The organism is Bacillus sp. N5-665 (genome assembly GCF_022637375.2).
Lineage (GTDB): Bacteria > Bacillota > Bacilli > Bacillales > Bacillaceae_G > Bacillus_A > Bacillus_A wiedmannii.
In genome coordinates this window covers 3,927,678-3,950,907 of sequence record NZ_CP093325.1, presented here as the reverse complement: position 1 = coordinate 3,950,907, position 23,230 = coordinate 3,927,678, and the positions used below count along the sequence as shown (strand labels likewise).

Annotated in this window: 28 protein-coding genes; 23 read left to right on the top strand and 5 right to left on the bottom strand. The window is 34.2% G+C overall.

The window, feature by feature from the left end; translation table 11 throughout:
• Window positions 1-3: 3 nt before the first annotated feature.
• Window positions 4-471: a VOC family protein gene (locus MNO09_RS22810; RefSeq protein ID WP_046955172.1), complete on the bottom strand. Its 468-nt coding sequence runs from the start codon at window positions 469-471 to the stop codon at window positions 4-6.
• 165 nt (window positions 472-636) lie between these two features.
• Window positions 637-756, bottom strand: coding sequence for a YjcZ family sporulation protein (locus MNO09_RS22805; protein WP_000120183.1), 120 nt, complete (start codon window positions 754-756; stop codon window positions 637-639).
• 238 nt (window positions 757-994) lie between these two features.
• On the opposite strand from MNO09_RS22805, the gene MNO09_RS22800 reads away from it, so the two are divergent.
• Both MNO09_RS22800 and hfq read left to right on the top strand, forming a co-directional pair.
• The gene (locus MNO09_RS22800) at window positions 995-1,213 is read left to right on the top strand and encodes an aspartyl-phosphate phosphatase Spo0E family protein (protein WP_002096752.1); all 219 of its coding nucleotides are present in this window, start codon (window positions 995-997) and stop codon (window positions 1,211-1,213) included.
• Window positions 1,214-1,266: 53 nt separating this feature from the next.
• Window positions 1,267-1,455 carry an RNA chaperone Hfq gene (gene hfq, locus MNO09_RS22795; RefSeq protein WP_000400657.1) on the top strand — a complete coding sequence of 63 codons (189 nt, stop codon included), beginning with the start codon at window positions 1,267-1,269 and terminating at the stop codon, window positions 1,453-1,455.
• Between the two features lie 25 nt (window positions 1,456-1,480).
• Here the strand turns inward: hfq and MNO09_RS22790 are convergent, their stop codons facing one another.
• On the bottom strand, window positions 1,481-2,083 hold the full coding sequence (locus MNO09_RS22790) for an HD domain-containing protein (RefSeq protein ID WP_000400773.1): 603 nt from the start codon (window positions 2,081-2,083) through the stop codon (window positions 1,481-1,483).
• Window positions 2,084-2,255: 172 nt separating this feature from the next.
• Between MNO09_RS22790 and MNO09_RS22785 the strand changes: the two genes are divergently transcribed.
• From MNO09_RS22785 to MNO09_RS22755, 7 genes are all read left to right on the top strand, one after another.
• Entirely contained in the window at window positions 2,256-3,089 is an 834-nt protein-coding gene (locus MNO09_RS22785) for a flagellar motor protein MotP (protein ID WP_000502137.1), read from the top strand.
• Between the two features lie 22 nt (window positions 3,090-3,111).
• Entirely contained in the window at window positions 3,112-3,789 is a 678-nt protein-coding gene (locus MNO09_RS22780) for an OmpA family protein (RefSeq protein WP_000977943.1), read from the top strand.
• A 150-nt stretch (window positions 3,790-3,939) separates the two neighbouring features.
• Window positions 3,940-4,308: a response regulator gene (locus MNO09_RS22775; RefSeq protein ID WP_000940570.1), complete on the top strand. Its 369-nt coding sequence runs from the start codon at window positions 3,940-3,942 to the stop codon at window positions 4,306-4,308.
• A gap of 129 nt (window positions 4,309-4,437) precedes the next feature.
• Complete coding sequence (locus tag MNO09_RS22770; RefSeq protein ID WP_064476550.1) at window positions 4,438-6,441, top strand: chemotaxis protein CheA; 2,004 nt, start codon at window positions 4,438-4,440, stop codon at window positions 6,439-6,441.
• Window positions 6,442-6,614: 173 nt separating this feature from the next.
• Window positions 6,615-8,258, top strand: a complete 1,644-nt coding sequence (locus MNO09_RS22765; protein ID WP_070168626.1) for a flagellar motor switch protein — start codon at window positions 6,615-6,617, stop codon at window positions 8,256-8,258.
• A gap of 29 nt (window positions 8,259-8,287) precedes the next feature.
• A complete protein-coding gene (locus MNO09_RS22760) occupies window positions 8,288-9,628 on the top strand; it encodes a transglycosylase (RefSeq protein ID WP_070168627.1) in 1,341 nt (446 codons plus the stop codon).
• Between the two features lie 27 nt (window positions 9,629-9,655).
• A complete protein-coding gene (locus MNO09_RS22755) occupies window positions 9,656-10,372 on the top strand; it encodes a hypothetical protein (RefSeq protein ID WP_000403983.1) in 717 nt (238 codons plus the stop codon).
• A 33-nt stretch (window positions 10,373-10,405) separates the two neighbouring features.
• Here the strand turns inward: MNO09_RS22755 and cheR are convergent, their stop codons facing one another.
• The gene (cheR, locus tag MNO09_RS22750; protein WP_070168628.1) at window positions 10,406-11,188 is read right to left on the bottom strand and encodes a protein-glutamate O-methyltransferase CheR; all 783 of its coding nucleotides are present in this window, start codon (window positions 11,186-11,188) and stop codon (window positions 10,406-10,408) included.
• Between the two features lie 39 nt (window positions 11,189-11,227).
• Window positions 11,228-11,725 (bottom strand): hypothetical protein, encoded by a 498-nt coding sequence (locus MNO09_RS22745; protein ID WP_001020117.1) that lies wholly within the window; start codon window positions 11,723-11,725, stop codon window positions 11,228-11,230.
• Window positions 11,726-11,868: 143 nt separating this feature from the next.
• Here MNO09_RS22745 and MNO09_RS22740 point away from each other — a divergent pair, with 143 nt between their 5' ends.
• From MNO09_RS22740 to fliI, 14 genes are all read left to right on the top strand, one after another.
• The gene (locus MNO09_RS22740) at window positions 11,869-12,333 is read left to right on the top strand and encodes a YaaR family protein (protein WP_241950056.1); all 465 of its coding nucleotides are present in this window, start codon (window positions 11,869-11,871) and stop codon (window positions 12,331-12,333) included.
• Window positions 12,334-12,349: 16 nt separating this feature from the next.
• Window positions 12,350-12,802 carry a hypothetical protein gene (locus tag MNO09_RS22735; protein ID WP_048561273.1) on the top strand — a complete coding sequence of 151 codons (453 nt, stop codon included), beginning with the start codon at window positions 12,350-12,352 and terminating at the stop codon, window positions 12,800-12,802.
• A 17-nt stretch (window positions 12,803-12,819) separates the two neighbouring features.
• Window positions 12,820-14,118, top strand: coding sequence for a flagellar hook-associated protein FlgK (gene flgK, locus MNO09_RS22730; RefSeq protein ID WP_070168629.1), 1,299 nt, complete (start codon window positions 12,820-12,822; stop codon window positions 14,116-14,118).
• 41 nt (window positions 14,119-14,159) lie between these two features.
• Window positions 14,160-15,023: a flagellar hook-associated protein 3 gene (locus tag MNO09_RS22725; protein WP_088106987.1), complete on the top strand. Its 864-nt coding sequence runs from the start codon at window positions 14,160-14,162 to the stop codon at window positions 15,021-15,023.
• Between the two features lie 19 nt (window positions 15,024-15,042).
• Window positions 15,043-16,440, top strand: a complete 1,398-nt coding sequence (locus MNO09_RS22720; protein ID WP_088106988.1) for a flagellar hook-associated protein 2 — start codon at window positions 15,043-15,045, stop codon at window positions 16,438-16,440.
• Between the two features lie 22 nt (window positions 16,441-16,462).
• The gene (locus MNO09_RS22715) at window positions 16,463-16,831 is read left to right on the top strand and encodes a flagellar export chaperone FliS (RefSeq protein ID WP_001149514.1); all 369 of its coding nucleotides are present in this window, start codon (window positions 16,463-16,465) and stop codon (window positions 16,829-16,831) included.
• Window positions 16,821-17,093 (top strand): hypothetical protein, encoded by a 273-nt coding sequence (locus MNO09_RS22710; protein WP_001058064.1) that lies wholly within the window; start codon window positions 16,821-16,823, stop codon window positions 17,091-17,093. The genes MNO09_RS22715 and MNO09_RS22710 overlap by 11 nt, the downstream gene beginning before the upstream one ends.
• A gap of 369 nt (window positions 17,094-17,462) precedes the next feature.
• Window positions 17,463-17,870, top strand: coding sequence for a flagellar basal body rod protein FlgB (gene flgB, locus MNO09_RS22705; RefSeq protein ID WP_088106989.1), 408 nt, complete (start codon window positions 17,463-17,465; stop codon window positions 17,868-17,870).
• Between the two features lie 20 nt (window positions 17,871-17,890).
• A complete protein-coding gene (gene flgC / locus MNO09_RS22700) occupies window positions 17,891-18,304 on the top strand; it encodes a flagellar basal body rod protein FlgC (RefSeq protein WP_088106990.1) in 414 nt (137 codons plus the stop codon).
• A gap of 16 nt (window positions 18,305-18,320) precedes the next feature.
• Window positions 18,321-18,620 (top strand): flagellar hook-basal body complex protein FliE, encoded by a 300-nt coding sequence (gene fliE, locus MNO09_RS22695; protein ID WP_000701682.1) that lies wholly within the window; start codon window positions 18,321-18,323, stop codon window positions 18,618-18,620.
• Window positions 18,621-18,642: 22 nt separating this feature from the next.
• A complete protein-coding gene (locus MNO09_RS22690; protein ID WP_088106991.1) occupies window positions 18,643-20,217 on the top strand; it encodes a flagellar M-ring protein FliF C-terminal domain-containing protein in 1,575 nt (524 codons plus the stop codon).
• 13 nt (window positions 20,218-20,230) lie between these two features.
• Window positions 20,231-21,235, top strand: coding sequence for a flagellar motor switch protein FliG (locus MNO09_RS22685; protein ID WP_000883360.1), 1,005 nt, complete (start codon window positions 20,231-20,233; stop codon window positions 21,233-21,235).
• On the top strand, window positions 21,222-21,911 hold the full coding sequence (locus MNO09_RS22680; protein WP_033660054.1) for a FliH/SctL family protein: 690 nt from the start codon (window positions 21,222-21,224) through the stop codon (window positions 21,909-21,911). Before MNO09_RS22685 ends, MNO09_RS22680 begins: the two co-directional genes overlap by 14 nt.
• Window positions 21,908-23,212: a flagellar protein export ATPase FliI gene (fliI, locus tag MNO09_RS22675; protein WP_088106992.1), complete on the top strand. Its 1,305-nt coding sequence runs from the start codon at window positions 21,908-21,910 to the stop codon at window positions 23,210-23,212. The genes MNO09_RS22680 and fliI overlap by 4 nt, the downstream gene beginning before the upstream one ends.
• Window positions 23,213-23,230 lie beyond the last annotated feature (18 nt).

The following is a 23,230-nucleotide window of genomic DNA, read 5'->3' as shown; positions in this document are numbered from 1 at the left end:
AGATTAATCCTTATGTAATAATGATGCTTGAACTTGTTTCTTCCATTCACTTAAATACACTTTCTCCTCTGTAGGAAGTCCAACAGGTAATTGTGCAATTAATTCTAAACTATTTCCGTCAGGATCGTTAAAGTATACGGCGGCATGCGCTAATTCTGGAAAAACAATCGGTTCAATTGGTTCCATTCCAAAATCTTTTCGTGCTGAAATGCCTTTTTGATTTAGCCAATGAATCGCATTTTCTAAATCATGTAAGCTTACTTGAAAGGCGATGTGTCGTAAAGAGGGATGATAATTAACTTTGTATTCTGTGCCTTCCCAAAGACCGAGCCAACTTTCGTTTTCTTTAATCCAAAAGAAAGCAATATCATCTCCTCTTTTATATAATTTCAGTCCAAGTGATTCATAAAAAGATATTGATATCTCTAAGTTACTGACAGGTAAATGTGCTTCGTAAAGACCTTTAATCATTGTAATCCTCCTTAGTAAAATATTTCTTATTTCATAGTAAACGTTTTTTTATTAGTTGAAATCACAAAAAGGAGGGATATCACTTCATACGAAAGTATGAAAAAACAGCTCAAATATGAGCTGTTTTCGTATAGTTTTTCGTTCATTTGTTAAGGATAGGATATATTAGTATCCGTATCCGCCGCCACCCCAGCAGCTACATCCGATGATGATTAGAAGGATGAATAGTACGATAAGCAAAGCAAATCCACCGCCGAAACCAGAGCAACTTCCACCATAGCTCATATGTTTTCCTCCTTTTGAGTAAGTTAATCTATATAATTCATGGACTACTATATACAGTATGTTTTTTGTATGGAAAAGGAGCCAGTCTCTTTTGTAATTAGACAAACGCCTGTATGGTTATTTTGATTGTATATTGTGCTAGGGGTATGTGAAGAAATCATTATATATTTTGCAATTTGTTCATAAAAAACATAAAAATTGTAAAAAAAACCATTTTTATATTTTTTTATGAGAGGATTTGTACTATAATTTTACAAGTAATATTATGGGAAAAGGGAGTTTTAGTAAAGAGATGGAGATGGGAAAATTACACAATAAAATAGAAAACAAAAAGAAAGAGCTAATCCAACTTGTTGCTAGACACGGATTGGATCATGATAAAGTTTTGTTATTTAGCCGAGATTTAGATATACTTATTAATAAGTTTATGAATGTAAAAGATAAAGTACACAAATAAATAATTTGTAGTTTTTTATATTAAGATATTTTGTAAAAAGGAGAGAAAAGTATTTGGAACATTTACAAGAAGAGTTATATAAACAAATAAAAGAAGAAAAAGGTATTGTTACAATTTTTTTAAAGAGTGGCGTTAGAATAATAGGAGAAATTGTTGCGATAGACAAATTTACTGTTTTAATGTTAGTTGATGGAAAACAACAACTTATTTACAAGCAGGCTGTATCAACGATAATGAAATAAGACACTCAAATTGAGTGTCTTTTCATTATCGTTTGCAAGCTTCCACGTCAATGCCGGCAGCTAGTAATTTCTTTTCTCCATCTTGCTCGATGATTTTTTGTAATTTAGATAGGAAAGAATCAAAGTTTGTATGCTTTGCCACTTGGAATGTCATTTTATGCTCGATTGGTAGCCACGTATCAATATCAGCTTCGTTATGCTGAATTTTCACCTCAAGTTTATCAAGTGCGTTAGCAACTTTTGCTTCGTACGTTTCTTTCGCTTCAAACTCCATCCATAAATCATATAATTCCTCACCGAGAGAACCTTTTAATGTGCGTTTAATATTTAAAATTGCTTCTTGCTCATTTTTTTGTTTTTGTAATTGTAATTCATGACTATTCATTGTATCAAAAGCAGGAATATCACCAGCTTCTGCCTCGACTAGGTCGTGAATGATAACCATTTTAAGTAATTTTTCAATATTTACTTTTTGATCTAAATAAGGCTCGACTAAAATGGCCATTAGAGACATGCGCCACGTATGTTCAGCAACGCTTTCTTGACGTCCGTTAGAAAGCCAGCTATGTCGCATTTCATATTTTAGTTTTTCTGCTAGTGCAATGACTTGTAAAATGTTATGTTCCATTGTGATCCTCCTCATATTTCCATACTATAATTCTAATATGGAAATGAAATGTGTCAATTCTATGAGTATATTGCGATAAATAGATGATAAGCGTATAATACTTATTATATGTGAAAACGCATTATTAAAATAAAAAAATGTTTTATAAAAATGAAAAGGAAAGGGCAGGAATATGGGAGACGAAAATCAAGGATTTGCTAGACCAGAAAGAAAAAAAAGGAAGTTTGATATTTCTAGCCCAGTCGGCATAATAGTAGGTTTTGCTATAGTGATAGCGGCAATTATGATTGGCGGCGGCGGAATAAAAGCTTTTAAAAACTTTTTAGATGTTTCATCTATTTTAATTGTCATAGGGGGAACTACAGCGACAATTGTTGTGGCATATCGATTTGGAGAAATAAAAAAATATACGAAAAGCATCTTTACTGTTTTACATAGAAAAGAAGAAAATTTAGAACAGTTAACGGATTTATTTGTTGATTTTTCTAAAAAGTCTAAAAAACACGGCCTACTTTCTTTAGAAGTTGATGGAGAGCAAGTAGACAATCCTTTTATCCAAAAAGGAATTCGATTAATGTTAAGTGGTTACGATGAAGATGAATTAAAAGAAGTGTTACTGAAAGATGTTGAAACGGAAGTGTATGAGTTAAGAAAAGGGGCAGCATTATTAGATAAAATTGGCGATTTCGCTCCAGCTTGGGGCATGATAGGGACTTTAATCGGTCTTATCATTATGCTTCAAAACTTGCAAGACACATCGCAAATTGGTACAGGGATGGCAGTTGCGATGTTAACGACATTGTATGGGTCAGTACTTGCAAATATGATTGCAATCCCTCTTGCTGAAAAGGTGTATCGTGGTATTGAAGATTTATATACAGAGAAGAAGTTTGTTATTGAAGCGATTTCAGAATTATATCGTGGTCAAATTCCTTCTAAATTAAAGTTGAAACTCGATACATATGTATACGAAACAAAGATAAAAAAAGTAAAACGAGCAGCCTAATATTTCAAGGAGTGGTATGGTTATGATGAAACGACCGCAAAAGGGATCGCCTCGTTGGATGACGACTTTTACAGATTTAACGATGTTATTATTAACTTTCTTTGTATTACTAGTTGCTACATCAAAGCAGGATGCAGTAAAATTGTCAAAGATGCTTGAAAAGTTTAGTGACGTGGAGCAAGTAGATGCGAAAGTAATGGAAAATACAATACCAGATATTTCGCATGAAAAAAATGATGAAAAAATGGTCTCGAAAAAAAGAATGGATGAATTATATAAGAAATTAAAAGCATATGTAGATAATAACGGTATTAGTCAAGTGAATGTATATCGTGAGGATACAGGGGTAAGCGTCGTTATAGTAGATAATTTAATATTTGATACAGGTGACGCAAATGTTAAACCGGAAGCGAAAGAGATAATAAGTCAATTAGTTGGATTTTTCCAATCAGTACCAAATCCGATTGTTGTTGAAGGCCATACAGATAGTAGACCGATTCATAACGACAAATTCCCTTCTAATTGGGAGTTATCTTCAGCAAGGGCAGCTAATATGATTCATCACTTAATTGAAGTGTATAATGTGGATGATAAAAGGTTAGCTGCGGTAGGATATGCAGATACCAAGCCGGTTGTACCAAATGATTCACCGCAAAATTGGGAAAAAAACCGTCGCGTTGTCATTTACATAAAAGAATAGTATATTATCATTTTAATAATAAAATAATGAAAATACGAAAATTCTTTTAAAAAAATATTAAATTTTATCATTTTATTTTGTATAATGAGTGAGAATGATAAGGTGAAATATTAAGATATATTTATACATAGAAGGAGAGAATTAAAAAGAATGGCACATAAAATTTTAGTTGTAGACGATGCGATGTTTATGCGAACGATGATTAAAAACTTATTAAAAAGTAATTCTGAATTTGAAATTATTGGTGAAGCAGAGAATGGAGTAGAAGCAATTCAGAAGTTTAAAGAACTTCAACCGGATATTGTAACATTAGATATTACTATGCCAGAAATGGACGGACTTGAAGCATTAAAAGAAATTATTAAAATTGATTCAAGTGCAAAAGTTGTTATTTGTTCCGCAATGGGGCAACAAGGTATGGTATTAGATGCAATTAAGGGTGGGGCAAAAGACTTTATTGTAAAGCCATTCCAAGCAGATCGCGTAATTGAAGCTTTAACAAAAGTAGCAAACAGCTAATATAGAAGGGGTGCCACAAGGAATCTAAACATTGATAGCGGATATGCGTGTGGCCCCCTTTTTTCTTGCTTTAAAACACTAAATTGTTATACATAAATGAAATGTTTGTTAGACAGGTAGGGGATGAAAATGCAAACAGATCTATTAAATATATTTTTTGAGGAATCAGAAGAACATTTACAATCGCTAAATGAAAATGTGCTAACTTTAGAACAAAATCCCACTGATATGGATGTTGTGGGAGAAATATTCCGCTCAGCCCATACATTTAAAGGTATGTCAGCGAGTATGGAATTTACGGAAATGGCGGATTTAACGCATAAAATGGAAAACGTTTTAGATGAAATTCGTCATGGGAATATAGTTGTAAATGCAGAGATTATTGATGTGATTTTTGAGTGCATTGATAATTTAGAGAAGATGGTTGCAGATGTGCAACAAGGCGGAATGGGCAATATTGATGTAATTACAACTAAGCAGAAATTAGAAGCATTATTGAATGGCAATGTAGAAACTCCTGCGGAATATATTGAGCAAGAACCTATAAATAATGATGATGCAGTTTCGCATGAAGTGCATATAACTGTTGAGCAACATGCTATTTTAAAAGCAGTACGTGCAATTATGTGTATTGAAGCACTGCAAAATGTAGGTAATGTACAAAAAACAGTTCCAAGTATTGAAGAAATTGAAGCAGATGCTTTCGGGTTTGAGTTCACAGTATTTATGGATACTGATCAAAGTGAAGAAGAATTAAAACAAGTAGTGCTTCATGTTTCTGAAATTGAGAAAGTAGAAGTAAAGCAAGGACATACATTAAAAGAAGTAGTCTCGAAAGAATTGGGCACACAAGAAGCTATGCAGGAAGATTTACAAGCGGCTACGCATGTGGAATCAACTAAAGAAGTATCGAAGCAATCTGCTAATGCTACACCTGCTAAAAGCACTGCAAAAACAAAAAATGGTAAAGTGGAAAATCGTTCCATACGTGTTCAATTAGAAAAAATTGAAAGATTAATGAACATGTTTGAAGAAAGTGTAATTGAGCGTGGTCGTATAGATGAATTGGCACAAGCAATTCAAAACAAGGAATTAATTGAGCATTTAAATCGATTAGGCGATATTTCAAAAGATATTCAAAATGTACTACTAAACATGCGTATGGTACCGATAGAAACTGTTTTCAATCGTTTCCCGCGTATGGTACGTATGTTAGCGAAAGATTTAGGGAAGAAAATCGATTTGCAAATTACAGGTGAAGACACCGAAGTTGATAAAATTGTTATTGATGAAATCGGTGATCCACTCGTCCATTTAATTCGTAATGCAATTGATCATGGGGTTGAAACTGTTGAACAACGTCGTGATGCAGGAAAAAATGAGACAGGTACGATTAAATTAGAAGCGTTCCATAGTGGAAATCATGTCGTTATTCAAATTACGGATGATGGAAATGGAATTCATAAAGGGAAAGTATTAGAAAAAGCGATTAAAAATGGTGTTGTAACAGAATCTGAGGCAAATAAATTAACGGACCGTGAAGTATTTGATTTGATTTTCCAACCAGGATTTAGTACAGCTGAAGTTGTATCAGACCTTTCTGGGCGTGGCGTTGGATTAGATGTAGTGAAACATACGATCCATAGTTTAGGTGGACACTTAATTATTGATTCTGAAGAAGGGAAAGGTAGTACATTTAGAATTGAACTGCCATTAACGTTGTCCATTATTCAATCTATGCTTGTTCAAACGAATGATAAACGTTATGCTTTCCCTCTTGGCAATATTGTTGAAGCAATTCGGATTAAAAAAGAAGACATCCAATCCTTACAAGGAAAAGATGTGTTAAATTACCGTAATCAAATTATTGAAGTGAAACATTTAAGTACTGTATTTGGTGAGAAAACAGTAGATGAGGCGTTTGCGTCATATGATGGTCAAATGGTTCCTGTGTTAATTGTTCGTAATACACATCGCAGCTATGGACTTATTGTAAACACAATTATCGGTCAAAGAGAAATAGTCTTAAAGTCATTAGGTGACTTCTTTGCAGAGAGTTCTAATTATTTCTCTGGTGCGACAATTCTCGGTGATGGACGAGTGGTCCTCATTTTAAACCCAGAAGGTTTATAATAGGAATGAAGGAAAGCTCCCCACTTGTATACAATTGGGGAGCTTTTTGGTTAATCGTTACGAATCTAAAAATGGGAATAAATACATATTAACGTTTTATATAATAAGTTTGTTAAAATAAAATGAGAGTTTATATCATTTGATAGAAAAACAGAAATGAGGAGGCAGAGAAAATGCCTGAGCAACACACAAAAGGGGATACGAGCACAATTGTGCTAGAAAAAGAAAATGAGCATTTAACGCCTCAAGAATGCGATATTCTTGGCGAAATTGCAAATATATCATTTGGTTCAGCTTCGACTGTATTATCAACAATCTTAAATAGGCAAGTAAGTATTACTGCTCCTCGCATAGAATTGGTAGATTTATATGATTCAAGCGATGTCGAAGTTCCACACGTTGTATTAAATATTCATTTTACAAAAGGGTTAGATATGGAAAACCTTCTTGTCCTTAAGCAAGATGTTGCATTATCCATTGCTGATTTAATGATGATGGGAACAGGTGAAGTGGAAGACGGGAAAGAACTTGGTGAATTAGAGCTAAGTGCTGTACAAGAAGCGATGAATCAAATGATGGGGTTCGCAGCTACATCTATGTCAGAATTCTTTCAAGATACAGTAGATATGTCTCCGCCGACAATTAAAGTTGTAAAGTTATCAGAAGAAATGGAGAAAATTTCTGAGATTGATGGGAATCAAACGATTGTTAAAGTATCGTTTGATTTAAAGATAGATAATCTTGTAAACTCTAAACTTGTGCAAATTGTTTCAGTTGAACATGCGAAACGAATGGTAAATAAATTAATGCAATTATCTGGTGGAGCAGAAGAAAAAGATGAGCCAGCAGAAGTAGTGGAAACTGAGATTGTAGAAGAACAAGTTGAAAAAGAGCATTTAACACAAGAAGAGAAAGACGTCCTTGGTGAAATTGCAAATATTTCAATTGGTTCAGCTTCAACAGTATTGTCAACACTATTAAATCAGCCAGTTACAATTAGTACGCCCAATGTAGAATCAATCAATGTTCGTCATTATGATGGAGTACCAGTCCCGTTTGTTATTTTAAATGTTGATTTTGTTGAAGGACTAAAGAATGAAAATGTATTCGTATTTACGAAAGATGTCGCCTTAACAATGGTAGATTTAATGATGATGGGAACAGGGGAAGTTGATCCAGAGAAGGAGCTTAGTGAATTAGAACTGAGCGGTATTAAAGAAATCATGAACCAAATGATGGGGCATGCTGCGACGGCGATGTCAGAAATGTTTCAAGAAAAAATGGACATGACACCACCAAATGTTAAATTCGTAACGTTAAAAGAAGAAATGGAATATTTGGGAGAGTCAATGAAAGTGGACGAACTCGTCCAAATTACGTTCAACCTTGAAATTGGCGACCTGCTTCAATCGAAAATGTATCAAATTTTACCGATTTCAGAAGCGAAAGAAATGGTAAGAAGACTTCTATATCCAATGGTGGAAGAGGAAGAAGAGATTGTTACGGAAGAAATTGAAGAAGAAAAAATTGTAGAACCTGTTGTGCAACCTATTGAATTTAAAGAAGTAAAACAAATGGAACCAGTATACATGGACACATCCATCTTACAAAATGTAGAAATGAATGTGAAATTTGTATTTGGAAGCACAGTGAAAACAATTCAAGATATTTTAAGTTTACAAGAGAATGAAGCGGTTGTACTAGATGAGGATATTGACGAACCAATTCGTATTTATGTAAATGATGTATTGGTGGCGTATGGTGAACTTGTAAATGTAGATGGATTCTTCGGAGTAAAAGTGACGAAATCGCTATAAGTCGTTGAAATAGGAGTTTGAGCTAGTAGATGAAAAACGTAAAGTTTTTTCTAATGAGCTGGTTATTCATAAATGTGTGTTTGTTCTTCCCACTGCAAAGTCAGGCGGAAGAACAAATTGAGCCAGATCAAAAATTAAATGAAATGAATGTACAAGAAGAAAACAAAGAAGTTCAAGAGCAGCCAGAGCAAGTGGAAGTGAATCAAGGTAAAGAGGAACAACAAGAAGTAGCAAATGAACAAGAGGTCGAAAAAAAGATAGAGACAGATCAAGGGGTTATTACAGTAAATAAGTCGGAATTAAAAGTTGGCGAAGAAGTGCGGGTTATTGTAGAGCCGAAAGAGCAAAATGTTCAAAGTATAAAAGGTATTTTGCGCTTGCCAAAAAACGGCGATCGGTATGAACAAGAAAGAATGCTATCGTTTAAGTATGATGAGGAAACGAAGCGATGGATTGCTAACTACAAGGTCGAAACTTTTGATTTGCAAGGTGATTGGAATCTTCAGTTCGTTCAAAGTTACAAAGAAAATGAGAAAGAAGAGCTTGTAGAAAATGAAGTGAAAGTCCCGCTCATTCGTATAAATAATGAAATGCCAACTTTAGATAAAGAGTTGCCGAAGTTGCATAAAGTTACGATTGATGAGACGAAGGGAAACGTAATTGAACGAAAACAAGGCAATTCTATACGTGTGCGAGTGAAGGCGACAGACGTAGAATCAATTGTGAAAGAAGTCCGCGTGATATTAAAGGGGAAAGAAAATAAAGAGATTACCTTTTTATTAGACTACAATAAGCGCGACATGGATTGGCAAAAAGTATTTGAAATAACGGATGCGTTGCCAATCGGGACATACGAAATACTTGTAGAGATAGTGGATGCGGCCGGCAATAAACTGGTTGAGGAAAGTGAGTATATCGTTTCTATTTTGGAGCAAAAACCAGAAGAGGATAAAAAGATAGAAGAACGAGAGAATGAAGATAAAGTAGAAGATAAGAAAGAAACTGAGAAGCAGGAAGACTCGAAAGTAGAAATCCCGCTTCCAGAAGAAAAACCGCCAGTTGTTCAAATTCCAAAAAAAGAAGAGAAAGTAAACGATCTTATAAAAGAACCATTGAAAGAGAAAGAAAAAATTACTTATGTTATAAAAGAGCCTCTCACAGACAACAAGGAAGTAAATAAAGCGAAGGCTCAAAAAGATAAAGATAATAACAATCAAGTCATTTCGAAAAAGAAAGAGAAAAAAGAAGAGCCAGAAGATAAGAAAGAAGCAAAAAGTGAACAGGGAATACAAGCTTCTAATGTATTTGCTATTATGTCTGGTTTATTCGTACTGTTCTTAGTTTTAAAAAGTAATAAAGAATGGGGCTAATTATTTCATAGTAGTGGAGGCGCTTAGATGGAGATTAAACGTACGACAATTGAAAATAAGACGCTACAACCATTAAAACAGCCTGCAGCTATTTCGGAACATGAAATCCAGAAAGAACGAAAGCATAGTAATCTAGTGTTTACTGGACAGTCTAAAATTATTTCGAAAAATAATGAAATAGGCATTTTACTCGCGAGTTTAGGTGATGGAAAGGTTATGAAGGAAATGCTTTCTAAAGAGATGGATACAGTGTTACAACTCTTTAAAAAGTTGCATACGTTATCTGGAGAAGGGAAGCAAACAGAAAAAGTATTTGAACAAGTAATGAGAAGTTTACAAGGGCTTGTTAAGCAGGCGCATATAAAAGAACTTCCTTTGTTAGATGGAACGTATGATTTCGCAGAAGTACAACTATCATTTGGTAGAAAGGTACATATTCCGTTATTAGATGTAAGTGCACTCATTTCTAGAGTGGAAAGTGATTCTTCAGAAGGAAATATAAATTTAATGGTAACGGTTATTACTGCTTACATAACGAAATTGTCTAACGAAACTATTTTAATTAGCGTTACAGATCGCACTGCTAAAGAGCGGGATGTAAGTGTATGGAGAGCGCTCGCAGAAATGAATATGACACAATTATCACAGGCCCTGAAACAAACGATGCAAGAACATAAATGGTCTATGACATTTCTTTTTCTCTTTGTATGGATTGTTGCTATTATTTTAATTCGAGTTATATAAAAAGGTCGTCACTTTACATTGTGACGACCTCTTTTATATTTTTTCGTAGAAGAATGTATCAAATCTCTGAAGATTATAACGTTCAGGTGTTAAAATTTGTTCGGTACTACCAACAAATAATACGCCACCTTTGCGTAAAGCACGACTAAATTTTTCATAAAGTTTTACTCTTGCTTCTTCTGTAAAGTAAATCATTACATTACGACAAATGATTAAGTCGTAATTTGTATCGAATGACTGCATTAAAAGGTCGTGCTGTTTGAACGTGACGTTTTGCTTAATGTTTTGATGTAATGAATATATATCATTCTCTTTTGTAAAATGACGCTCTTTCAAATCGATAGGTAATTCTTTTAAAGAACGTTCTGTATATTGACCGCGTTTTGCAGTTTCTAAAATGTGAAAATCAAGATCTGTTGCTTGTATATCAAAACGATATGGAGCTAGATGCTTCGATAAAATCAAAGAGAGTGTATATGGCTCTTCGCCGGCAGCACAAGCGGCACTCCATACTTTTAATTTTCCGTTATTTTGTTCGAGTAATTTTGGTAGTGCTTTCGTCTCTAACGTTTGCCAACGTTCTTTATTTCTAAAAAACTCTGAAACGTTAATTGTAATATAGTCAATAAAACTTAAAAATAAATTTTGATCGGTACGTAAATTGCTTAAAAAACTAGTGTAGTTCTCAAAGCCCTTTCTCGAAATAAAAGCATCGATTCTACGACGCATTCTATCTTGTTTATATGAAGCGATATCCATATTGAATTGTTGTTTAAAACTCGCGATAAAATGATCATAATCTTGTTCAATTATCATATTTATAATAGGCACAATAACGATATTGTGCCTCCCCCTTTACATCATACGGATTTTTTGTTCAAAGTTTTTTTTCATCTGTTTTTCATGTAAACCTGGTAAATCATAAATAACAGCATCAATTCCTGCTTCTTTTGCAACGTCAACGGGAATGACAGAAGTATGCTTGTCCCCATTATAAAAACAGAGAACTAAATCGGTATCTTCGATTATTTGTTTTACAAAAAACATATAATCTGATCGGTAAATGGAGTCGGAAGGATGATCAAAAGCGACATACTCGGCTCCGTGTTTTTTTAAGTAATCAACGACCTCTTGAAATTCATCTGTTAATGCTTGTAACGGCTGTAGCGTGTAAAGGCATAAATTTTGAGCGAGTCTTTCGTTTTCGATGAAAAAGCGAAGAATCTCATTTTCGATAGTTTTATAACATAATATGTAAATTTTATGTTTGTGAGCATAGTCAGTTAAAAATTTTTTTATTTCTTCTTGATCTAATGCTGTTAATTGATTTGAACCACAAAGAAAAATATTCATAGATTTGTGCCACCTCATGCTAAATTGTAACATATCTTTTATAAAAAATAACTGCAAAATATTAGTGTTCAGAGTATAATTATAAATAACTGGATTTTACGATTAAGTTTAGGAAGAAATAAAAAAATAAATAGGTGATATATATGCTGCGTTCGATCTCACATAATCCGATTTTATCGCATATACCGCCTGCTACTCAAATGCCGAAAGAAGCAAATGTCAGGACAGGACTTGCATTTTCGGATAATTTGCATGCAGATCCGAAAAAGGATAAATTGTTAGAACAAATGGAAGCATTTGTCGATAACATTGGAGAAATTAAAGAGAAAATTGAAATGGAATTAACGCTTGATAATGTAATGGAATACAAAAATACAGTAAAAACATTTTTGAATTTTTACGTAGATAATGTATTGCAATATAAAGATGTCATGTCTCGTCATCCGCGTTACGGATATTCACAGAAAATGACGATTGTGAAACAAGCGGAAATGGGATTAAATGAGTTAGAAGATGTTATGAATTTAATTAATACGAAAACGGGACATTTAGAAATGTTAAATCAGATTGGAGAAATCCACGGTTTAATTGTAAATTTAGTCTTGTAAAAGGGAAGGAAGCTATATGTACATACAATTATATGAAAAGCTCGTTATTATTCAAAAAGCATATGAAAACATTCAAGCGCTTGGGGAACAAATATATGAGAATTTAAAACATAAAAATGTAAATGCAGTTCAAAAGTTACAAGTAGAGCAATTGCAGTACATTGATGGTTTAAAAAAGTTATCAAGTTCATTTGAAGAAATGGTTGTTCAGTTTTGTAAAGAACAGGGCGTGGAATCATTTCGCGTAAGTGCGTTATTTTCGTATTTTTCTCATGAAGAAATTGAAAAAATGGAAGAATTACAAAAAAATGTAGCTGAATTAGAAGAGAATGTAAAAATGATTCTTTTGAAAAATCAATATTACTTAAACGTACTATTAAAAACTACAGAAAGTATTGTGGATTCCGTTTCTGAATATAATTTAGAGCGAAACAATAATTCACAAATCTTTATGAACGAACTATTGTAAAGGGGAAGTGAAACATAATGAGACTATCTGATTATAATACGCCGTTATCGGGTTTGTTAGCGGCACAAATGGGATTACAAACGACGAAACAAAATTTATCTAACATTCATACGCCTGGTTATGTGCGTCAAATGGCGAATTACGGATCGGCTGGAGCAAGTCATGGCTATTCACCGGAACAAAAAATAGGTTACGGTGTACAAACGCTAGGCGTTGACCGTATTACTGATGAAGTGAAGACGAAACAGTTTAACGATCAATTATCTCAACTCTCGTACTATAACTACATGAATTCGACTTTATCACGTGTAGAATCTATGGCTGGAACGACAGGAAAGAATTCATTATCTAGTTTAATGGATGGCTTCTTTAATGCTTTTCGTGAAGTGGCAAAAAATCCAGAACAACCAAACTACTATGATACATTAATTTCTGAAACTGGAAAATTTACAAGTCAAGTAAATCGTCTTGCGAAAAATTTAGATTCAGTGGAATTGCAGACGACAGAAGATATTGAAGCACATGTTAATGAATTTAATCGTCTTGCTGCTAATTTAGCGGAGGCGAATAAAAAAATTGGAGAAGCAGGTACACAAGTGCCAAATCAACTTTTGGATGAACGTGATCGTATCATTACAGAGATGTCTAAGTATGCAAATATAGAAGTATCTTATGAATCTATGAATCCTGATATAGCGAGTGTTAGAATGAATGGTGCTTTAACGGTAAATGGGCAAGATGCATACCCACTTCAATTAAATAAAGAAAAAGAACCAATGTCAGTTGAGATTTATGGTTCGGAAATTCCTTTAACTAGTGGAGCAATCCAATCAGCAATCGATACGAAAGCAAAGATTGCTAGTTATAAGAAAAACCTTGAAGAATTAATGAGTTCTGTAAAGAATGAAGTGAACACAGTAATGGGGAAAGAGTTCTTCGTTGGTGATCAAGCGAAAGATATGAAATTAAACCCTGAATTTGCAAAAGATATTTCGAAAATGAAAATATCAGCTGAAACAGCAAATAAACTAGCAGCAATTACAGACGGAGATTATAAAGTAGGTCTTTCATATAAACAAGCATTAGACCAATTCGTAGTTGGTCTTGCATCTGATAAAAGTGCAGTAAATGCTTATCAAAAAATTCATGGGGATTTATTAGAGGGAATTCAGCAAGAAAAGATGAGCATCGAAGGTGTGAATATGGAAGAGGAAATGGTTAATTTAATGGCTTTCCAAAAATACTTCGTCGCAAACTCTAAAGCTATGACGACGATGAATGAAGTGTTTGATAGCCTGTTTTCAATTATTCGATAGGTGATAGTAATTGACTGGAAATATAAAAGGAGGAGATAGAAATGAGAGTATCTACATTTCAAAATGCAAGTTGGGCAAAGAATCAGTTAATGGATTTAAATGTGCAACAGCAATACCACCGAAATCAAGTAACTTCAGGGAAGAAAAACCTTCTTATGAGTGAAGATCCACTTGCGGCAAGTAAATCATTTGCGATTCAACATTCTTTGGCGAATATTGAACAAATGCAAAAAGATATAGCGGATTCGAAAAATGTGTTAACACAAACTGAAAATACTTTACAAGGTATTTTTAAATCTTTAACGAGAGCAGATCAATTAACGGTGCAGGCATTAAGTGAGCAAAATGGTGAAAAAGAATTGAAAGCCATCGGTGCAGAGATTGATCAAATTTTAAAACAAGTTGTATATTTAGCGAATACGAAAGAGCAAGGTCGTTATATTTTCGGTGGTGATAGTGCAGAAAAGCTACCATTTACAGAAGATGGTACGTATCAAGGTGGACAAAATGATGTGAACTGGCAACTAAATGACGGTTATGAATTAAAAGCATTTCGTAACGGAGATGCGCTATTATCCCCTGTTATAAAAACGTTAAAGCAGATGAGTGAAGCGATGCAAAAAGGTGATCAAAAAGCGTTGCAACCGTTATTAGGAGAAAATAAGAAAAACTTAGATGGCATCATTAATCGTACAACTGAAGTCGGTTCAACAATGAACACAATGGAGACATTTAAAACAATTTTAAGTGAGCAAAATTTAGCGCTTCAAGAGAACCGTAAAGACATTGAGGATGTCGATTTAGCGGTAGCAATTTCTGACTTAGCATATATTAATGCGACGTATGAAGCGACGCTTAAAGCAGTTAGTACGATGAGTAAAACGAGTATTTTAGACTACATGTAATATACAAGGAGTGAGAAAAATGGTAGGAACAACGATGACAGGTATTGGTGGTAGACAACAGATTTGGAACCTTGGAAATAATATGATTGATACTTCTAACTTAGTAGAATTAGAGCTGCAAGCGTTAGATATGAGGAAAACACCGTATACGAAAGAAAAGAACGACCTTACAAATGATAAACTACTATATACAAGTTTGAAATCGGAATTTAGCTCTTTCACACAAACTTTTAAAAACTTAGCGGCTTTTAAAGGAAATGAGAAAAAGGTAACAACATCACAAGACGGTTATATTAACGTAAAAGCTGATGGTGGTGCGATTGCTGGCACTTTCAATATGACAATTACACAACTTGCACAGCGTCATCAAATAGCTTCTAATGAAATTAAAGATATAAATGCAAAGCTTCCTAAAGATGAAACATTAAAACTAGGTGATAAAGAACTAAAAGTAACAACTGATATGACATATAAAGATTTAATTAACAAAATTAATGATGGAGATTATGGTGTATCAGCTTATACACTTGGAAATAAAATTTTCATGACCTCGAAAAAAGAAGGGGCAACGAATGAAATTAAATTAGAAAAGACACCGCCTAATGTACTTACAGAATTATTTTATTCGAAAGTGGAATCTACGACGGAAATGAAATTAAATACTATTAACGAAGCGTTGGATGCAAAATACAGCATTAATGGTATTGAGGGGAAAAGTGATAGTAATACAATTGAAGCATTGCCAGGTGTAAAGATTGAGCTATTGAAAGTAACGGAACCAAAGGTGGAAAATAAACCAGAAGGCGGAACTGGTACAGATGTAGACCAAAAAGCAAAAGGCATAGATCTAAAATTCACAGTAAGTGACTCAAACGTAACAGACGCATCAAATATTATTAAAAAGATGGTTGCAGATTATAATAAAGCTGTTGCTACAGTAGATATCTTTGCTGGTAAAGGTGGGGCCTTCCAAGGACAAGCCATTATGCAAAGTGTACGTCAAGCGATGAACAATGTTGTAACATTTTCACAAGATGGCAATTATTTATTCACATTTGGTATTCAATTAAAGCAAGATGGCACGATGGAAGTTAATGACGAAGCATTAACGAAAGCGTTAAAAGAAAAACCAGATGCAGCAAAGCAATTTTTCTTTAGTTCAAACGGTTTAGGAAAAATGATGGAAGAGCCACTTGATAAATTATTTGGTGATAAAGGTGTAGTTGGAGAACGTGTAAAAAACATTGATTCGCGTGTAAGTGATTTAGATAAAAAGATTAAAGATATTGAAACGCAAAACTTGCAAAAACAAGATGAAATTGTGAAAAAGTATCAAAAGTTAGAAAGTACGTTAGCGGCGCTGGATAGCCAACTAAAAACAATTAAAGCAATGACAAAACAAAAAAGTGATGATTAATGAAAGTTGAGGAAGTGATTGTATGCAAGCATGGCAACGTTATATGCAAAATGATATTATGACGAGTAATCCGATTAAAAATACAATTTTTATTTATGAAAGATGTATTGTAGAGTTTCGTAATTTAGAAGAACTTTTACATACTTTTAAACTACAAGAAGGAGATGCACTTCTCGAAAAGTTAGAACGCATTTTTGAAGAATTAAAGCTTCAATTAAATCCTGAAATTACGAAAGATTTATATGATAGTTTATTTGGTTTATATGATTGGATCAGCATTCAAATTCAAACGATGAAAGTAACGCGTGAAGCAAAAGACATGGATGCGATTGTGAAAGTGTTACAAGATTTAATAGACGGTTACCGCGGAGCACTTGAAAATGAACAATGATATTTATCGGGCGTTTGTCGGCTGTTTTAATGAAATTGGTGAATTGCTAGTATCAGATGGAGAGTTTGCTGAGAAGAGTGAGATGTTAAATCGCTGGATGATGACATTGGATGAGGAAACACGTGCGCAAGTTGCAGCAGAAGTAAGCCCATTCATTATTAAGGCGGCACAGCATATTCGAGATAAGCAAAAGATTTTGGAAGAAATGATTATGACAAATGATGGGCGCATGAAAGCTAATTCATTTTACGGTAAATTTTAATGATAGAGTTTAGAAACGGATTCCCCTTTTAAGGGGGGGATCTATTCCTTTGTTTAAATAAAGACTTCCGCTGATTGAGGTTTCATTTTATGACTGTAATGAAAAAAAGTAGTAATCTAAATAATGTAAAAATGAACTTTAGTTTGTAGATCATATATTGAAATGTTCCGTAGATTATTGCGTGTATACAGTTTTTTTGTATTCTTTTTTATATTTTTGTATTTTTCTAAAGACAACAATGGAAAAATGGAATAAAATATGTAAGGGTACATGATTGTTAATATTTTAATAAACACATATAAGAAAATAAATAATGAAGTGAAACTTCCATCAGTGGATCATTAAGTTAAAAACGAAAGGGTGTGGAATATGCCAGATTTAGTGAGTGATGTAGGCCATTATATGAATTATTTAGTGACGAAACGAAATACTGTTTCTAGTAATATTGCAAATGCGAATACACCCGGCTATAAAGCGCAAGATGTAACATTTGCTGAGCAAATGAATAAAAGTAGTGCATTATATAAGAACAATGCTGCAGACTTAAAGAGCAATCCAAATTTATATCAAACGAATGAAATGCACTTGCCGACAGTAAATATGAAAAATACATATGCAAAGATTCAAACAAGATCAATGCAAACGAATAAAGATGGAAATAGTGTGGATGTAACGACAGAAATGCTAGATTTAATGAAAGCAAATCAGTTATACGGTATTTCAATTAACGCGATTAATACACAATATGCAATTAACCAAGCGGCACGCGGACGTTAAAAGTAGAAGGAGAGACAACGATGTTTCAGGCAATTAATGCAAGTGGCTCAGGGCTAACGACAGCGAGAAAGTGGATGGAAGTTACTTCTAACAATATTGTAAATGCAAATACAACGGCTGCTCCGGGGGCAGATTTATATGAGCGTCGTAGTGTAGTGCTAGAATCAAACAATAGTTTTGCAAATATGTTAGAGGGGTCTCCTACTAATGGGGTAAAAATAAAAAGTATTGAAGCAGATAAAACTGAAAACTTAGTGTATGATCCAACACATCCGTATGCAAATGAAGAAGGATATGTACGTTATCCAAATATTGATGTGACTGCTGAAATGACGAATGTAATGGTTGCCCAAAAAATGTACGAAGCAAATACAAGTGTATTAAATGCGAATAAAAAAATGCTTGATAAAGATTTAGAAATTGGCCGAGGATAAGGGGGAATATAGTAATATGAAAATCCAACCAATGTTAAATACGCAACCATTTGGAGCAATTCAGTCAATTGGTGCACCGAAAACGTCTCAAACATCTGTAGTTGAGGGGAAAAAGTTTATCGATTTATTGGAAGATATGAATCAAACGCAAAACAATGCGCAAACAGCAGTGTATGATTTACTAACTAAAGGGGTAGGAGAAACGCATGACGTTTTAATTCAGCAGAAGAAGGCTGAGTCTCAAATGAAAACGGCTGCTCTCGTACGTGATAATCTTATTGAAAATTATAAGTCACTAATTAATATGCAAATTTAGGAAAGTGGACGGGTGTGTTTAAATGGAAAAGATAAAAAATGTTATCCAATCGTTAAAAACGTGGCATAAGTTAGTAATCGGTGCTGCGCTTTTAGCGATTGTAACAGGAGCGCTTTTATACTTCACCTTGCCAGATAAATATGTTGTTGTATATCAAAATTTAAATGATGCAGATAAGCAAGAGATTACAGCAGAATTATCGAAGTTAGGTGTCGATTATCAATTAGCGGCCGATGGTTCGATTCGTGTGCAAAAGAATGATGCTCCATGGGTTCGAAAAGAAATGAATGGAATGGGCTTACCGTTTAATTCTAAAAGCGGTGAGGAAATTTTATTAGAAAGCTCGCTCGGATCAAGTGAGCAAGATAAAAAAATGAAGCAAATTGTCGGTACGAAAAAGCAATTGGAGCAAGATATCGTAAGAAACTTTGCGACAGTTGAAACGGCGAATGTTCAAATTACATTACCTGAAAAAGAGACAATTTTTGATGAAGAAAAAGCAAAAGGAACAGCGGCAATTACTGTAGGTGTGAAACGTGGCCAATTATTAACTGCAGATCAAGTTGCAGGTATACAGCAAATGATTAGTGCAGCAGTTCCAGGTGTAAAAGCAGAAGAAGTAAGTGTGATTGATAGCAAAAAAGGTATTATCTCAAAAGGAGCAGATGAAGCGCATTCTACTAGTTCCTCTTCTTATGAAAAAGAAGTAGAGATGCAGCAACAAATTGAAGGTAAATTAAAGCAAGATATTGATGCAACGTTAATGACGATGTTTAAACCGAATGAATATAAAGTGAATACGAAAGTGTCTGTAAACTATGATGAAGTTACACGCCAGTCAGAAAAATATGGTGATAAAGGTGTACTTCGTAGTAAACAAGAGCAAGAAGAAAGCTCTACTGCACAAGAAGGAGCAGAGACGAAACAAGGCGCTGGTATTACAGCGAACGGTGAAGTACCAAATTACGGTACGAACAATAATCAAAATGGTAAAATCGTCTATGATAATAAAAATGGTAACAAAATTGAAAACTATGAAATAGATAAAACAGTTGAAACAATTAAGAAACACCCAGAATTAACGAAAACAAATGTTGTAGTATGGGTAGACAACGATACGTTAGTAAAACGAAAAATAGATATGACTACTTTCAAAGAAGCAATCGGCACAGCTGCTGGGCTTCAAGCTGATCCGAATGGAAACTTTACAAACGGTCAAGTTAACGTTGTAACTGTTCAGTTTGATCAGCCGAAAGAAGAGAAGAAGAAAGAACCAGAAGAAAGCGGTATAAACTGGTGGTTATTCGGTGGAATTCCAGCTGGTTTATTAGCGATTGGTGGTCTAGTATGGTTCTTGTTAGCAAGACGTAAGAGAAAGAAAGAAGAAGAGGAATATGAAGAATACTTAGCAGAAGAGGAAATTGCTGCAAGTAGTGAAAGTATCATGGAAATTCCTGAAGAAAAAATAGTACCAGAGCCAAAACCAGAACCAGAAGAACCGAAAGAACCAACGTTAGATGAACAAGTGCATGATGCTACGAAAGAGCATGTAGAAGGAACTGCAAAAGTAATTAAAAAATGGTTAAATGGACAGTAAGGGAGGAACAACGATGTTAGATGAAATCTCCTCCAAAGAAAAAGCTGCCATCCTTATTCGTACATTAGAAGAAGGGGTGGCAGCAAAAGTCATTGAATATATGACGGCTGAGGAAAAAGAAGTATTACTTCGTGAAATCGCGAAGTTTCGTGTATATAAACCGGAAACGTTAGAAAATGTACTAGGGGAGTTCTTGTATGAATTAAATGTAAAAGAATTAAACCTAGTGACTCCGGATAAAGAATATATTCGTCGCATATTTAAAAATATGCCAGAAGACGAACTAGAAAAATTATTGGAAGATCTTTGGTATAACAAAGATAATCCGTTTGAATTCTTAAATTCACTTGCGGATTTAGAACCGCTTCTTACTGTACTTAATGATGAATCGCCACAAACGATTGCGATTATCGCTTCTTATATTAAACCGCAGCTTGCTTCTCAATTAATTGAGAGATTACCAGATCATAAGCGAGTAGAAACGGTAATGGGGATTGCGAAGCTAGAGCAAGTTGATGGTGAATTAATAAATCAAATTGGTGATTTATTAAAATCAAAATTAAATAATATGGCATTTAATGCAATTAATAAAACGGATGGCTTGAAAACAATAGTAAACATTTTAAATAACGTTTCACGAGGTGTTGAAAAAACAGTCTTTCAAAAGCTGGATGAAATGGATTATGAGTTATCTGAGAAAATTAAAGAAAACATGTTTGTATTTGAAGATTTACTCGGACTTGAAGATCTTGCACTTCGTCGTGTATTAGAAGAAATTACAGATAACGGTGTTATTGCGAAAGCACTTAAAATTGCAAAAGAAGAAATTAAAGAGAAATTATTTACATGTATGTCTTCAAACCGTAAAGAGATGATTCTAGAAGAATTAGATGGCTTAGGACCGCTTAAGATGACGGATGCTGAAAAGGCACAGCAAACGATTACAGGCACAGTGAAAAAGCTAGAGAAGGAAGGAAGAATTATCGTTCAAAGAGGTGAAGATGATGTCCTTATTTAAAAACAGAATTCCGAAGAATTCTGTTTCTTTTTCTGAAGAAACGTATGAATTACAATTTCCAAAGCCAGCCGCAGTTCATATAGAAGAGGAAGAATTACAAGTTGATCATGCAGAACTTCGCGCGCAACAAGAATCGTTACATATGGAAATGAATCAACTAAGGCAAGAACAGCAAACGCTAGAAAGAGAGCGTCAACAGCTATTGCAAGATAAAGAACAATTTCAAATGCATATTCATGAACAAATGGAGCAGATGGAAGCAGCACGTATGCAGTTTCAAAAAGAACAACAAGAAACAGCATATGAATGGACAGAGTTATTATGGAATCAATCTTTTCATCTAGCAGAAAAAATCGTGAATCAAGCAGTAGATTCACGATTGCTTGATGTGTTACCTATTTTAACTGGTATCGTTCAAACGTTGCCTACTTCGTTTGAAAAATTAATCATTACAGTACATCCAGAAACATTTGAACGTATTCAAGAAGAGAAGGAAAATACGAAAGAGTATTGGTTACTACAATTAGTAGAATGGAAATATGATTTCTCCTTACAGTTCGGTGAATTTGTTCTAGAAGAAGAGAAAGAGTTCTTTGAATTTAAATTTGCACCTATATTTGCGAAACTTCGCCAGAAATGGGAAGAAGAGAAGTTATTTGAGGAGCAAAATGTATGAATCGACTATTAATGAATGAAAAACAAAAATGGAATACATTTATTGAAACGCCGTTTTATACGAAGGTCGGTAAAGTTCATAGTGTGCAAGAGCAGCTTTTCGTAGCGAAAGGGCCAAAAGCGAAAATTGGAGATGTTTGTTTCGTTGGGGAACATAATGTTTTATGTGAAGTGATTGCGATTGAAAAAGAAAACAATATGCTACTTCCATTTGAACAGACAGAAAAAGTATGTTACGGAGATTCCGTTACATTAATTGCGGAAGATGTTGTTGTACCTCGTGGGAATCATTTACTTGGAAAAGTGTTAAGTGCAAATGGCGAAGTACTAAATGAGGATGCAGAGAATATTCCATTACAAAAAATAAAACTAGATGCCCCGCCTATTCATGCATTTGAACGTGAAGAAATTACCGATGTATTTGAAACGGGAATCAAATCAATTGACTCTATGCTAACAATTGGCATCGGTCAAAAGATTGGTATTTTCGCTGGGTCTGGTGTTGGTAAATCTACTTTACTCGGAATGATTGCGAAAAATGCAAAAGCTGATATTAATGTTATTAGTTTAGTAGGAGAACGTGGCCGAGAAGTAAAAGACTTTATTCGAAAAGAATTAGGTGAAGAAGGAATGCGAAAAAGCGTCGTTGTTGTAGCGACGTCAGATGAAAGTCACCTAATGCAACTTCGTGCAGCGAAACTCGCAACGTCTATAGCTGAATATTTCCGTGATCAAGGTAATAACGTACTACTTATGATGGACTCTGTTACTCGTTTTGCTGACGCACGTAGAAGTGTTGATATTGCCGTTAAAGAGTTGCCGATCGGTGGTAAAACACTCTTAATGGAAAGTTATATGAAGAAGCTATTAGAGCGCTCTGGGAAAACACAAAAGGGATCCATAACAGGTATTTATACCGTACTCGTTGATGGAGACGATTTAAACGGCCCTGTACCAGATTTAGCGCGTGGTATTTTAGATGGACATATTGTATTAAAACGTGAGCTTGCAACGCTCAGTCATTACCCTGCCATTTCAGTGTTAGATTCAGTAAGTAGGATTATGGAAGAAATCGTGTCGCCAAATCATTGGCAACTTGCAAATGAAATGAGAAAAATCTTATCTATTTATAAAGAAAATGAATTGTATTTTAAATTAGGGACGATTCAAGAAAATGCAGAAAATGCTTATATTTTTGAATGTAAAAACAAAGTAGAAGGTATAAATACGTTTTTAAAACAAGGTCGATCTGATAGTTTCCAATTTGATGATATTGTTGAAGCGATGCACCATACAGTATAAGACCTCTGCCCAAGAGGT